Genomic DNA, 14078 nt, shown 5'->3' with positions numbered 1-14078 from the left:
GATGCCCTTTACTTTTTATTTCCTTTTACATAACGTTTTGATCTTTTTTCATTTGTTTTAGGCTTATTTTTATCGACAGCATTATTTTCCTTTTCGTTTAAAGGTCTTCCTGCCTCAACTTCCGGTTCCGGATCATGTTTTTCTTCCAGTGCTTTCACTTCCTGGAATTTTTCTTCCTTTCTTGTCTTTTTCTGATTTGCTTTTACATGTTTTTCATATTTGGACATTCTTCCCGGTCTCGAAAACTCATAATAAAGAGGACTGCAGGTTCCTATGGAGGAATATGCTCCGGCAATAATGCCCACCATCAAAGGTATAACAAACTCTCTTATAGCATCTCCTGCCATAATAAGCAAAGGTATCATAACTATCAATGTAGTTGCCGAAGTCATCATGGAACGGCCCAAAGTCTGAGTTATACTCCTATCAACGAGCTGTTCTGTGCTTCCTTTCTTCATATATTTTATATTCTCACGTATTCTGTCGAATACCACGATAGTGTCATTTATAGAATATCCCACTACTGTAAGTATACCCGCAATGAAAGGATTATTGATAGTGATATTAAATATGGCATAAAATGCTATGACTATCAGTACATCATGAAGCACTCCAAGAAGCGCCGCACCGCCGAATTTCCACTGTGAAAATCTGAATCTTATATAAATCAGCATACACACAGCGGCCAGAACTGTTGCCAAAACAGCATTATTTCTGAGTTCTTTTCCCACTGACGGACCAAAAAGTTCTTCCGCTACCACGTCTTCCTGCGTCGTACCGAAAGTATCGTTTATAGTTCCTATAACTTCAGCTCTCTCATCAGTATCAAGAGACTCTATAGTCCTGATGACTATCTGGTCATTGTTTTCTCCCGAATATATTATTTCCGGCTCCAGATCATATTCTTTTATGGCTTTTTCAACATCGGAAATCGATATTTCTTTCCCCATATCCATCTGAATCATCGTTCCACCGGTAAAATCAATGCCATAGTTCAATCCTCTGACTACGCCGCATACAAGGCCCACCACCATAATAGCCACAGATATTCCGTAATATATTTTTCTGTATTTTATAAAATGAAGGTCTCTGTTTATAGAGAAAGTGGCCTTGTTGTTTTTCTTTATCCCAAAAAAACCTTTGCGTCCTGTTCTCTTGCCTTCAGACATAATGCTTACGTATAAATGAGTGACAACTACTGCTGTAAAGATACTTACAACAATACCTATCATGAAGGTCCATGCGAAACCTTTTACTGAACTCGTTCCTATTTCATATAAGATGACAGCCGCAATAAGAGTAGTTACCTGAGAATCTATAACAGTACTCATGGCACGCTTAAATCCAATCTGCACAGCAGATCTTACCGTCTTCCCCGATTCAATCTCCTCTCTTATTCTTGAGAAGATAACAACATTGGCATCCACTGCCATTCCTACTGATAAGATAATACCTGCAATACCCGGCAATGTCAGTACACTTCCCATAAATGCCATTACATTCAGTACTATCACCACATAAAACAGTAACGCAAGATCAGCCGCAAGCCCCATTCCTCTGTATGCTACAAGCATGAGTATCAATATTATGGCAAGACCTATAAGTCCTGCGTAAACACTCATTTCAAGAGCATCATATCCTATCTTTGCCGACTGAACAGAAGAATTAACTTCATGTAACTCCAAAGGCAGCGCTCCGCCTCTTATCAAAGCGGCCAGATTAGAAGCTTCTTCCTGAGAAAAATTGCCTGTAATACTGCATTTTCCTCCACTTATAGGCTCATTTACTTCCGGATACGAGATAATCTGTCCGTCAAGTATTATCATTATAGATTTATTGGAAACCCCTTCTACAGAAGATGTCACAGTTCCGTTATATGCTTTGGTCGTTGCCTGATAAAAAAGATCCGCTCCTTCACTGTCAAATTCAAGAGAAACAGCATACCCTGCTTTTTCACTATCTGTAGCAATAGATGCATCTTTAACATTGCCTCCATCTAAAACTATCGTTCCATCAGCAAGAGCAAACTGAAGCTGCGCAGTTTTTCCTATCTGTTCTATGGCCTGCTGGGCATCATCTGCTCCCGGCAGTTCCACCCTTATTCGCTTCTCTCCCTCTATAGTAACGACCGGCTCGGCCAGCCCCATCTGATTGACCCTCTCCTCAATGACACTTTGTGTCTGTTCCATTGCCTCCCGAAGATCATCACCTTTAAGATCCGTATCTGCTTCCATTACTACATAAACCCCGCCCTTAATATCAAGGCCCAGTTTTATTCTGTCCTTTATGGGATCTATAGGTCCCGCTCCGAAGATAGTAAGATACCATCCCACGGCTATTATGACAACAAACAATACTGCTAAAACTCTTTTTAACTTATAGTTCATCTGATCCTCCGGCTATGATTTATTTTAAACAGACGACAAAAAATCCATTTAATCATACTTTTATTAGTTTACTACTTTTTGTGCTTGTAAACAAGGAAAATCCACTGATTTTTCATCATGCCGAAAATATTACTCTGTTATATGAACTAACCGCAGGTAAGGTCTGCTTTTTTATTTAGCAAGATTTGCACCGAAAACTCCTCCGACAGCGCCTATGATAACCGGAATAATATAAAAAATATTGAAACTGTGCATTCCAAAGACTCCTGCGAAAACTCCTCCCACCGCCAAAAGTATTATAAGAATCAAAACAGCCGAAGAAGCTGCTCCCACAAGAAGCCCCTTTTTCCCTACGATATTGCCTTCCATTACACCAATAAACGTACATGACACAGATAAAGCCACCAACAAAGCTGCGAACGTCCAGCTCTCCCTGAATCCTGTAAAATTGATGATTGCCGCAAGAACAAATGTGAGTATCACAAAGATACATAATGTTAACATATAAGCTTTTAATGTTCTTCTTAATATTTCCATAATTCACCTCCGATAATTTATTATATTGCACTCATCAGCTAATTATGAAAACACACAGGGCGAACAGATTTATTGACCACGAAAAAAGAGAGGTCTCCCTCTCTTAAAATTTCTGTTTATTTTTCTTCAGTTGCTTCAGCAGATTCTTCTGTTTCTCCAACTTCTTCAGTTGCTTCCGCTTCGATTGTTTCTTCTTGAGCAGGAGCTGCTTTTTTCATTCTCTTTGGTTTAGCAGGCTTTACTTCTTCGGTTTCTTCGATCTCTTCAACCTCTTCCTTAGCCTTCGCCGCAGGTCTCTTGCTTTCCTCAACTACTTTTGAAACTGCCCATCTCATGATTTCGAATTTCACTTTATCTGCTCCCACCTGTATGACGAGAGATTCTTCTTTTGTCTTGACAATCTTTCCGCAGATACCTCCGATAGTTATGATCTCATCTCCTACCTGGATACCTCTTCTCATAGCATTGATTTCTTTTTCTCTCTTCTTCTGTGGTCTGATAAGTAAAAAATACATTACGGCCAGCAAAATGACTAATGGCAATAACATCGTCAAAGTTCCGTTCATTTAACGCTCCTCCTGTTTGAGTGTGTTCTATAATTTATTTTTATCCGAAGATAATGGTGCCGGCGATGGGGGTCGAACCCATACGGTGTTGCCACCACGGGATTTTGAGTCCCGCACGTCTGCCAATTCCATCACGCCGGCACAGCATATTGATTATATCATTATACTGACAGTATTTCAAGGTCTTCCTCTTTAATTTTTTCAATATGTTTCTTGGCAAAAATCTTGTACATGATCGGAATTATAACTAAAGTCATAAGAGTTGCATAAAGCAGTCCTCCTATGCAGACAATAGCTACAGGCTGTATCATTTCCGCTCCTGTACCTATTCCTATGGCAAGAGGCAAAAGCCCCAGTATAGTAGTTATGGCAGTCATCAGTACAGGACGCATTCTTACAGCCCCGGCATTTATGATAGCTTCATCCATTTCCATTCCTTCCATGCGGAATTTGTTTATACAGTCAACCAACACTATAGCATTATTTACCACAACGCCCATCAGCATAACAAAACCCATCATAGAGACCACACTAACATCTTGACCGCATACAAGCAGTGCCAGCATTCCTCCCGTAAAAGCCAGCGGAATAGTAAATATCACGATAAATGGAGATCGCAGTGATTGAAACTGCGCTACCATAATAAGATAGACCAGAACGAGTCCCACTACAAGCATCAGCAACATCTGCTTCATGGCATCCACGATCTCTTCATTTTCACCACCGTATTCTATCTTGACGTTTTCAGGCACAAGTTTTTCCTTTTGAATCATCTTTTTCACTTCATCAGTCACATGTGTTACGTTATATCCTTCTTTCACTGCCGCCGTAACCTTAAGACTTCTTTTCTGATTATCATGATTTATGGAATTCATGGACTTCCCTGTTTCTACAGAAGCTATGGACGATAATGTTATCTCTGATTTAGTCCCGTCTTTTTTATCGGCAGAAAGTTTCATATTCATAAGGTCATCCTTATCAATATTCTCTGAGACAGTATTCTCAACTATAACATCTACCGATTTATCAGACTGCTTAATTGAAGTAGCTGTCGCTTCCTTTGTAAGTTTAGAAGAAACCTGCTGATATACCTGTGCTGTAGTTAACCCTTCTTTCATAGCCAGATTCTTATCCACTACTATTTTCATTTCCTCTGTACTGTCCTCATCTACATCAGAAATTTCTTCAAGCTGTTTCATATCTCTCAAAGCATCCTCTATAGATGAACCTGTTTTTCTTAAAATTTCAAGATCATCACTGTAAAGATTCAGAGACACACCTGATCCTCCCATCATAGATGTCATATCCGTTCCTGATGATGAAACAATCTCACAACCATATTTTTCTGCCATTTTTTCTAATTTTTTGTCTATAAGGCTTCCGTTTTCTGTTTTATTTTCATCCAATATAATGTATAGCATAGTAGATGTCACATCCTGCTGACCAGAAGACATACCGAACATTCCCATAGCATCACTGGAAAGCATAGCGCCTACTGTCTTTACACCATCTACTTTCTTAATTTCTTCAGATATCGCATCCGTAGTCTCCGAAGTTTCTTCAAGCGAACTTTCCTCCGGCATCTGTATCGTTGCAGATATTTGAGAAGTACTCATGGAAGGCATAAAAGAAAATCCTCTTGCAAGAGCTAACCCTGTAGATACAACTAATATAGCCACTGATGCTATAATTAAAGTTTTTTTATGACTCAGACTCCACGAGGCTATCTTCTTATAATTACTTATGGTCTTGCCGTCTTGACTGAGAATAGATTTTTTCGTGTCTTTTCCCAGCATTCCCTTAGCCATCGCCGGAACCAGAGTCAATGCAATTATAAGGCTGGCTATAAGGGAATAGGCCACTGTAAGTGCCAAGTCAGTGAACAAATCCTTAGTCATTCCGTCTACAAATATTATAGGAACAAAAACACATATCGTAGTAAGAGTAGATGATGTAATAGCTCCCGCAACCTGAACCGCTCCGGAAACTGCAGACTTTATCCTACTGTATCCTAAAGCTCTGAGCCTATATATATTTTCAACCACTACTATAGAATTATCCACAAGCATACCTACTCCTATAGCAAGGCCGGACAATGATATCATATTCAGTGTAACCCCTGAAAAATACATCAATACTATAGCAAAAACGACACTTATTGGTATACTGACCGCTGTTATCAGCGTAGGTCTGATATCTCTGAGGAAAAACAGCAATATCAATATAGCAAGTACAGCCCCCATAAGCAGATTCTGAAGAACAGAATCTACAACAATATTTATATACTCTCCCTGATCTGAAAGCATAGTAAATTCCAGTTCATCATACTGTTTCTCAAGCTGTGAAAACTTGTCTGTAATATTTTCCGAAACTTCAGCTGTGGGATAACTCGACTGCTTGGTAAAACTCAAAAGTACTCCGTTTTGCCCATTTATTTTTGCATATGTATCCTCTGCCTGATTAGTATATGTAACAGTGCCTATATCAGATAATCTTATGGGGTCTACTCCATCTATCCCCATATCAAGCAGAACAAGATTATTCAGTTCTTCTTTGTCCTTTATCTTATTGCCTACACTTACCAAAATTTCTGCTTCTCCGTCAGTTATATATCCTGCAGGCATAGAAAAATTCTGAGCATTTAAAATAGCTGATATGTTGTTCATTGTCAGCACACCTGTCATATCAGCACTGGCAAGAGCGGCTTCCTCTGAGCTTTGAAGTTCTGCAAGAGCACTCTGAAGTTGATTTACTGTCGCATCTATAGTGCTTTCTGCGGCTGACAGATCAGAATACTTATTCCCCAGCGTAAATGTAGCAGTAGCCCCCTGAGCATCGAGATCTCTTAATGCAGTATCAACTGCAGCTATCTGCTGATCTATAGTATCTAACTGCTCGACAGATTTTCTGAGAGTATCCACATCCATTCCCAAAAGTGCAATAGCCTGTTCAGCAGCTTTTATTGCAACAGGATTATTGGAAGCTATGGCCTCATCATACTGTTTAAGCAATGCCTTAAGTGTCGGTCCTTGTTTTTTAAGCTCGACAAGTTTCTCACGTCCGCTTTTAAGCTGAGATCTTGTTGCAGCGATCTGCTGCGATGCCTGCTTCTGCCCCTCAATTACGGCAGTTTTCCCTGAAGCTATCTGTTCTTTTCCACTGTTTGCTGCACTTATTCCGCTGTTTATCTGTTCTTTTGCCTCTCCCAACTGACTGCTTATAGCTGAAGATATTTTATCATTAATTTCATCTATTTTTTTCTGAGAAAGTACTATCTGTATATTATCGGAAATCATACCCATAGCAGAAACTGACGCTACGCCTTCTACTCCGGAAAGCTGATTTTCCAGATTTTCTTTAGTGAACTGCGATACTTCTCCCGCAGATTTTCCTTTCATGCCCACTGCAGACGTTACTATCGGAATCATATCCGGATTTATTTTCATAACTACCGGGGTTCCTGCAGTTTCAGGCATATTTCCTTCTATTTGGCTTATCTTGTCCCTGATATCAACAGAAATAGCATCCATATTTACATCGTCAGAAAACTCCATCTGTATCATAGAATAATTGGCTGCCGAAACCGATGTCACATTCTTTATATTGGTAAGAGTTGCCATCTGCTGCTCCATAGGCTCTGTGATCTCCGTTTCTGCCTCCTCGGGACTTGCTCCCGGATATGCAGTCATCACCATCACATAAGGGGTGTTTATATTAGGGAAAAGGTCCGGTGTCATCTTCATAAAAGATATCACCCCGAACACAATAACAATTACTACGGCAACCAATACGGTAAACGGCCGTTTTACGCTGAATTTAGACAGCATTACACTTCCTCCTCTTTACTTTCAGTCATATTTTCTGAAATCCCAAGAACTTCCATTGAACACATTCATATCTACATATTTTTCTCCTGCGGCCACATTTTCTGATTTACCATAAAACGTATACTGACAAAAAGACCATTTCTTCCCGTCACTTAAAGTTTCAGGTATATCATGAGCGCTTATCCATATGTCATAATCTTCATATATACCTGAAATATATTCATCATATATGTATGAATTAGTGTATATGATAGGCTTTTTATGATAATGATCCTCCAGTTCATCCAAAACTGTAGTGAGCACTTCTCTCACTGTATTTTTTGCAGGATGCTTTTCCTGATATTCTCCATAAAATTCTACATCTACTACAGGTGGAAGCATACCTAATTTTTTATTGACAGTATCAATATAATTTTTTGCCTGAGCCTCCCCGTTCGTATCATAGCTCAGAAAATGATATGCTCCTATCTTCATATCTGTTTTATTAGCTTCATTCCAATTGTACTCAAACCTCTCATCTACATGACTGCTTCCTTCCGTAGCTTTTACAAAAGCAAATTTAAAGCCTTCATCTTCAAGTCCTTTCCAGTCAATTTCAAGCTGATACGAAGATACGTCCACCCCTTTCACCGGATAACGGTTCTCATCGGTTACATCTCTTTCTGTAATAAAAAAATACAAATTACGCACAAATAAAACTATGATCGCAACTATGATTATAGCTGCGATCACAAATATCTTATTGATGACTTTTTGATTGCGCGATCTGCTGCCGTATCTTCTGCTTCTTCTGTGTCTTTGGGTCATTCTTATTCCGATCATAATCACTGGTACAACATAATACTTTATTATATCTGCACTTTTTCAAATTTTCAACAAAGGCAGATCAATCATCACGCAGTATTCACATTATTTAATATCACGAACTGCTGGATTTTCCAAAAGTTCTCCATCCATGCTAAAACGAGAGCCATGACATGGACAGTCCCATGTATTTTCATCTATATTTTTTTTAAGAGCACATCCCAGATGAGCACATCGCTTTTTCCCCGGAGACAGAAAACTTTTTACTGCCTCAACAGCGTTGAGAACTGTCTGTCTCGCAAGTATACCTCTATCAGGAGAAAAAATATGTTCAAACTTGTTATCAATGCCCATTATTTTATCGCTTATAATCGAAGCCGCCACCATAGCAGACGACATACCCCACTCATTAAAACCTGATATTACATATATATTATTAAGCATTCTACTGTAATTTCCTATATAAGGCATATCATCAAGACTTATGCAATCCTGAACCGCCCAAGAATACCTTTCACTGCATTCAGGCAAATACTCACTTACAAAGTTTCTCACAGTTTCAAATCCATCGTTTTTTGTTCCGGTTCTATGATCTCCTCCGCCGACAATAAGAAGATCTTTATAATTTCTCATGTAAAAACCTCGCTCTGATATATCTGCATAGGTGCCACCAATATCAGGAGCATTTTCAAGTGCCAAAACAAAAGAACGCTTCTGATATAATTTAAGAGGATATAAACCGTACATATTCATAAAAGGAAATCTGGTTGCTATCACTATTTTCTTGGCTTTTACAGAACCCTTTGAAAAATAGGCTTTGCCTTCATCTATCTTCTTTATCTGTGTATTTTCGTATATATTTAAATTTTCACAAAGAGAAAAAATAAGTTTCAGAGGATGAAACTGTGCCATCTTTGGAAATCTCACCGCACCTGCAACTTTCATAGGAAGTTCGGTAGTGTCAGTGAATTCCGCAGGGAATCCCAGTTCCCTTACAATGGCAGCTTCAAGTCTCATTCGCTTTTTATCATTTAACGAATAAATGTACGAATCTTTATAAGAAAAATCAAAATCAAACTCTCCGGCCAGCTTTTCATACCGATTTAAGGCGTCCAGGTTAGCATCAAGATATCCCTTCGCCGTATTTTTTCCATATTTCTTTGTCAGTTTTGTGTATATATCTCCATGCTGCGGAGTAAGTGCAGCAGTTGTTCCTCTTGACGTACCACTTCCGACAGTAGCAGCTTCTGCTACCATACAGTCTATACCATTACTTTGAAGCATATAGGCACACATTATACCTGATATTCCTCCTCCTATAATCAGTACCTCTGTTTCTGTATCACCCATCAAAGATTCTGATACTTTCCGATCTGCAGTTTCTTCCCATAGATACTTCATTGCCATCTCCTCCTTCGATATCCGATTTCATCACATAATACTTTTATTATTTACCAAAATCAGAGATAATTATCGCAAAAAAAATGGCAGATAATATTTTCTATATATCATCTGTCATTTTTATTTAACAATGATTATTATTCAGGTCATCACTCCATAGGATTTCTATATGTATACTGATTTGCATTTTCATTATTCATATTTTGAACCTGATCATCCGTCACATATCTGGATGATCCGAAAGCCAATATAAGCCAAAAGATGAAATTCAGCAATACAAGTCCTACTGTAAAGCCGGCGCCATGACCAAATGCCTTTGAAATACGATTATAAAATATTATCTGAAGTACAAGCGCTGCTACGCTGCATCCTAAAAGCAAAATAAGGCCAATAGCAAATGCCGCCATATTTCCTGATCCGCCGCCGAACATATACATTGCTGCGACCCCAAATATCATAATAAAATATCCTATAGCTCCGACAACTCCAAGAGCAAGCATGATAAAAAATATCGCTTTCTTCCAAAACAGCTTATACGCCGTATACATATTGTAGAAAGGTATTATAGCTTTCCATCCTGCTTCCCCGGCCTTGGAAAATATCCTCCACCATGATATAACAGCGATAGCAGCAAATACAAGAATGCCGATCGTATATCCAACTATAAATGCCGGATTCTCATACCCATATGTGCTGTTGTAGCTGTAATAGTAATCCATTTTTCTTCCTCCATTTTCTATTACAATAAAACAATCATTTATTCATTATACTGTACAGCAGCTGTATTTTCAACATCCCTCCCTGTACAAAAAAACAATCACCTCACTAAAATAAATGCGAGATGACTGCTTTTAATATAGATTATTATTGAAGATTAATCCTCAAAGAAGGATTCATGTTTTTCTTCGTTAAGATACTTATTCATGAGAGCATCCATATCTACCGGTTTTTCAGGCATAGGAGCATCCTTCTTCTTTCCTACAAAGAATATTACAGCACCTATTACGATAGCCGCAAGACCAGCCCATAAAAGAATATCTTGTACTTTGGAAATTGATTCTCCCAGCATATCATAATCATCAGGACCCCAATCCTGCTCATACCATCTGAGCCAGAACTGTCCGAGGAATGCCATCAGTCCTGCAAGGAACATAAACAAACCGACTCTTACAGTATCACCCTTTGCAAATCCAGCTCCGTTCAGTGGATAATTTTCAGGATCTTTCTTACCAACTCCACCGTAAATCTTTTTAAAGATCAGATATGCAACCGGACCTGAGCAAATAGCCAGAAGACCTACAGCCAAATAGTCAGTACCGTTTATCAGCAGCGCAATAACTGCAATAACCATAGGGAAGCCTGCATAGAAGATCAGACCTGCACTTCCTCCGGGCATTACAAACAGACCTCTCTTTTTTCTTTCTTCTATAGGGAGCTTCTTTCTCAGCTTTATTACAGCTATCGGAAGAATAATATAGAGAGCTAGCATGAAAACTACTTCCATACTTACCAGAGTAGTGAATGATGACTGTGCCAGTATAAGAGTAACTATAGCCAGTGATAAGATTCCTATATAAGGAACACCTTTCTTCTTGCTTACCTTTACCAGGAACTTAGGAGCAAGATTATCATCAGCCAGTACGAAGAATCCTCTTGAACCTGATGCAAGATATGTATTGAAAATCGCACACTGTGAAATGATTGCTATAACCAGGAATATATATCCCCATGCCTGTCCGAGATGTGTTGTAAGAACTGAAGCATAACCTACTCCTGTTCCGAAACCGCCTTCTGTAGACCAGTTTTCCCAGCTTCCTGCAGGAAGAGATGCAAGACCACCCAATGTAGGAAGCACATATGTAAGCGCAACCAGCGGCATAGCTATCTTAAGTCCCTTAGGGATTACCTGAGGATTCTTAACTTCGCCTGCCATATTGGAGATACATTCATATCCGCAGTACATCCATACACATATACAGATACCGCCGCCTAAACCATCGATAATACTGTAATCAGCAGGCATTATAGGATCAATTGGGTTTGTCTGCCAGTTGATAAAACCTACAACTGCAACCAGTCCGAACGCAAGAACGATGAGGATGGAAAGAATAGTACTTACTTTTCCTACCTCTTTCAGTCCCATCAAGTTAACAACTGTAAAGATCAATATCATTCCGATTTTTATTGCGTGTACTCCGGCCTCAGACATACCAGGTATCATCTGACTTGTGTAACCTGCAACCAACGCTACATATACGCCGTTAGTGATATAAGTGGATACTGTTCCCCACCATCCTGCCTGGAATCCCCAGAACTCACCGAACGCTTCTTTTACCCAAACGTATACGCCGCCTTCTGACGGTAATACCGAACCTGATTCTGCTACCAGATTACTGATAGGGTACGCCCATACTATCGGGAATACACAAAGTAAGATAATAGTCATTCCCGGTCCTGCTTCCGGAACCATCTCTTCGATTCCGAAGGCTCCTGCCGCCACCAGACAATAGAGCATGAATACAATTCCTGAAACCTTGATATCATGCTTTTTGAGTCCGGCAACACCATGAACTTGCTCTTGTTGACTCATAAAAAAACACCTCCTGTCAACTATTTAACACACCCAAGTTTATCATAAACTGTAATTTTGTCAAACTTTATTTTTTTGTGACATATTACGACATTTTATTTATCTGTCCTTAAATGTGTTTAAATGATGATAGTTTTAAATTGATTTAATAATATTTTAAAAAAAATTAATCTTCAATCGCTCAATTATCTATTTTTTCAAACAAAAAAGACAAGGACTTTTTCTTGATTTTTAAGTTAAAATATATCCTTGTCAATTTTTCTCTATTTTTGTCCACTTTTGTCAATTGTCAGTTTTGTGATAATATTCAGTCAAACTTTAACGCTATCTTGATATGTTTTCTGTTTACTATATCAGAAATTCTATCGATAAATTCCTTCGCCTCTATATCGGCCCCAAACTCATCCAAACACACAACAAATCTGCACATAGACAAAAGATCAGGCGATCCTATATCTTTTGCGATCTGGGAAAAACCTCTTATTATTTTTTCCCATTCATCTGAAGCCCTTTCTCTAAAGCGCATCTCAATAAAAAGTGTCTGAGCCAGTTCTTTAACTTTTACTAAGACTTTTTCGATAAACTTTTTATCAAAAGTCACATATTCTCCTGAAACATCGGTGACAGATCTGTCGAAAAGAGGAAGATATACTTCACGTATTCCTGATTCACGGTGGCTTTCTTTTATAAGTTCCTGCTTCATCCTGCTTCCCGAATATTTTCTTACCTCGGCTTCATATTTTCTTTTCCAGTTGTCTTTAGCGCCTTCTCCTTGTATAAGAGAAACTTTTATTTCATCCATATCGGCATAAACCAGGTCATGTCCGAATTTGACTATAAATTCTCCAATGCCATACTCATCTACAGAGGTTCCTTCTTCTTTATATCTCTTATATTCACGTTTATGCTGCGACGGTGTCTTTTCATACCACTTTCTGAACCCCTTATATATATATTTAGGATCAGAAAATCCACATTTGAAAGATACTTCATTGACACTTTTTTCACCTGTAAGCATCATTTTTTCAGATTTCTCAGTTCTTATAGCATTTATATAATCCGTGAGATTCATGTTAGTTATTTTTTTCCAAAACTGTGAAATATAATTTTTTCCTACAAATTCTTTTTGAGCAAAATAATCAAGATCGAGCTTTTCTCCGTAATTGGTTTCTATTTCTTTTATTATTCTATAGTATCTCTGAAGCTGATTATCAGGAATCTCTCTGCCATTATGATAATGAGCAAAATCGTATTTGCTGATAAAAATATCCATAAGCTGCCATATTTTATCATTTATTTTATGTATATCTTTTTTTTCTTCTGCAGTCTCTAAAACTATATCAGTAAAAAGTTTCCTCACCTCAGGATTATATTTTTTCTGTACACTGTTGGCATTAAAACTCTCACACAGAAAATAAATATATCTTACATATTCGTATTTTTCCTCAAATGCTTTTAGATTTATATACAGAGATACTACCATGTTATCTTTGTCACCTCTTATATAGTGAATATCACCTCTGTTTATTATCGTAAAATCATTTTTTGTCATATAGAACCTGTCATAGTTGGCCCGTATGTTAACAGCTCCGTTCAACACGAATAACAATTCAATACAATCATCATGATAATGAGGCTCATATTTATCTATGTTATAGGTTCTGATGGCAATCGGTGTTCCCGATATAAATTTTATAAATTCTCGTTCTATCATGATACACCCATTCCTTTTTACACCGTGCCGGCTCTCTTATAATAAATTTATATAATATCATTATATCTATAATCAAAATTTTTTACAAGGCAAAGTAACTGAATGATTCTGATTTTAAAACATATTTGTACAAAAAACTCGGAATTCCGAAAAATCCCGAGTCGAACTTGGTGCGGCCTACCGGACTTGAACCGGTACGGTCTCCCACACGCCCCTCAAACGTGCGCGTCTGCCTATTCCGCCAAGGCCGCA

At 38.3% G+C, this 14078-nt stretch carries 9 protein-coding genes and 2 tRNA genes; all 11 read right to left on the bottom strand.

The window, feature by feature from the left end:
• Positions 1-8 precede the first annotated feature (8 nt).
• The 11 genes from secD to ACLR96_RS05295 all read right to left on the bottom strand — a co-directional run bounded on the left by secD (position 9) and on the right by ACLR96_RS05295 (position 14077).
• On the bottom strand, positions 9-2387 hold the full coding sequence (gene secD / locus ACLR96_RS05345) for a protein translocase subunit SecD (RefSeq protein WP_177270319.1): 2379 nt from the start codon (positions 2385-2387) through the stop codon (positions 9-11).
• A gap of 171 nt (positions 2388-2558) precedes the next feature.
• Positions 2559-2924 carry a TIGR04086 family membrane protein gene (locus ACLR96_RS05340; RefSeq protein ID WP_177270321.1) on the bottom strand — a complete coding sequence of 122 codons (366 nt, stop codon included), beginning with the start codon at positions 2922-2924 and terminating at the stop codon, positions 2559-2561.
• Between the two features lie 116 nt (positions 2925-3040).
• Positions 3041-3490, bottom strand: a complete 450-nt coding sequence (gene yajC, locus ACLR96_RS05335; RefSeq protein WP_187525533.1) for a preprotein translocase subunit YajC — start codon at positions 3488-3490, stop codon at positions 3041-3043.
• Between the two features lie 54 nt (positions 3491-3544).
• Positions 3545-3631: transfer RNA gene (locus ACLR96_RS05330), tRNA-Leu, on the bottom strand.
• Positions 3632-3651: 20 nt separating this feature from the next.
• Entirely contained in the window at positions 3652-7317 is a 3666-nt protein-coding gene (locus tag ACLR96_RS05325) for an efflux RND transporter permease subunit (RefSeq protein ID WP_177268390.1), read from the bottom strand.
• A 21-nt stretch (positions 7318-7338) separates the two neighbouring features.
• Positions 7339-8139 carry a GH25 family lysozyme gene (locus ACLR96_RS05320; protein ID WP_177268388.1) on the bottom strand — a complete coding sequence of 267 codons (801 nt, stop codon included), beginning with the start codon at positions 8137-8139 and terminating at the stop codon, positions 7339-7341.
• An 87-nt stretch (positions 8140-8226) separates the two neighbouring features.
• The gene (locus tag ACLR96_RS05315) at positions 8227-9522 is read right to left on the bottom strand and encodes an FAD-dependent oxidoreductase (protein WP_177268386.1); all 1296 of its coding nucleotides are present in this window, start codon (positions 9520-9522) and stop codon (positions 8227-8229) included.
• 149 nt (positions 9523-9671) lie between these two features.
• Positions 9672-10241, bottom strand: coding sequence for a DUF5684 domain-containing protein (locus tag ACLR96_RS05310; protein ID WP_177268384.1), 570 nt, complete (start codon positions 10239-10241; stop codon positions 9672-9674).
• A 155-nt stretch (positions 10242-10396) separates the two neighbouring features.
• Positions 10397-12112 carry an APC family permease gene (locus ACLR96_RS05305; protein ID WP_412265378.1) on the bottom strand — a complete coding sequence of 572 codons (1716 nt, stop codon included), beginning with the start codon at positions 12110-12112 and terminating at the stop codon, positions 10397-10399.
• A gap of 307 nt (positions 12113-12419) precedes the next feature.
• Positions 12420-13826: a helix-turn-helix domain-containing protein gene (locus ACLR96_RS05300; RefSeq protein WP_177268380.1), complete on the bottom strand. Its 1407-nt coding sequence runs from the start codon at positions 13824-13826 to the stop codon at positions 12420-12422.
• Between the two features lie 168 nt (positions 13827-13994).
• A tRNA-Leu gene (locus ACLR96_RS05295) sits at positions 13995-14077 on the bottom strand.
• Position 14078: the final 1 nt, after the last annotated feature.

Source organism: Lentihominibacter sp., assembly GCF_046951855.1.
GTDB classification, from domain to species: domain Bacteria; phylum Bacillota; class Clostridia; order Peptostreptococcales; family Anaerovoracaceae; genus Lentihominibacter; species Lentihominibacter hominis.
The sequence above is the reverse complement of the archived record's forward strand: the minus strand, read 5'-3'. Positions and strand labels throughout refer to the sequence as shown.